Source organism: Tsukamurella conjunctivitidis (genome assembly GCF_007858475.1).
Lineage (GTDB): Bacteria > Actinomycetota > Actinomycetes > Mycobacteriales > Mycobacteriaceae > Tsukamurella > Tsukamurella conjunctivitidis.
On record NZ_VIGX01000138.1, the window covers coordinates 1 to 639 of the forward strand.

Below are 639 nucleotides of genomic sequence, written 5' to 3' on the forward strand. Positions count from 1 at the left end.
GCTCGATGTCGACCTTGGAGATGCCGGCGCGCTCGAGGCTCTCGGAGAGCGTCTTGCGGATCGCCACGTCCTCGGCCACGTAGTCGGCGTAGCGCTGACCCTTCGTCGTGGAGTCGGAGAACCAGTGGGACCGGTGATCGGTGGTGATGCCCAGACGGAACCCGGTGGGGTTGACCTTCTGTCCCATTACAGGTCTCCCTTCAGCTTGTCGTCCTTGGTGCCCACCACGATCGTGATGTGGCTGGAGCGCTTGAGGATCCGGCCGGCGCGCCCCTGGGCGCGGGGACGGAAACGCTTCATCGTCGGGCCCTCGTCGACGTAGGCCTCCAGCACGCGGAGGTCGGCCTCGTTGAAGGTCTCCCCGGCGAGCTCAGCCTTGACCTTGGAGTTGGCCATGGCGCTGAGCAGCACCTTACGGACATCGGTAGCAACGGCCTGCGGGGCGAACCGCAGAATGTCGGCGGCCTCCAGGGCGGCCTTGTCGCGAACCTCGTTCACGACACGGCGAGCCTTCTGGGGCGTGACGCGAACATAACGCGCCTGCGCCTTGGCTTCCATGAAATCTGCCTCTTCTTCCTCAGGGCCGGCTCAGCGCCGACGTCCCTTGCGGTCGTCCTTGTCGTGGCTGCGGAAGGTTCG

1 protein-coding gene and 1 pseudogene are annotated in these 639 nt (G+C 65.9%); both read right to left on the reverse strand.

The features are described from left to right. Positions 1 to 187, reverse strand: a pseudogene (locus tag FK530_RS24735) (30S ribosomal protein S3); the annotation flags it as partial. Next, the gene (gene rplV / locus FK530_RS24740) at positions 187 to 558 is read right to left on the reverse strand and encodes a 50S ribosomal protein L22 (protein WP_146489456.1); all 372 of its coding nucleotides are present in this window, start codon (positions 556 to 558) and stop codon (positions 187 to 189) included. The pseudogene FK530_RS24735 and the gene rplV, both read right to left, overlap by 1 nt. Between the last annotated feature and the right edge of the window lie 81 nt (positions 559 to 639).

Coding starts and splice junctions, on each gene's coding strand:
- rplV (WP_146489456.1), bottom strand. CDS start 558: ATGGAAGCCAAGGCGCAGGCGCGTTATGTTCGCGTCACGCCCCAGAAG.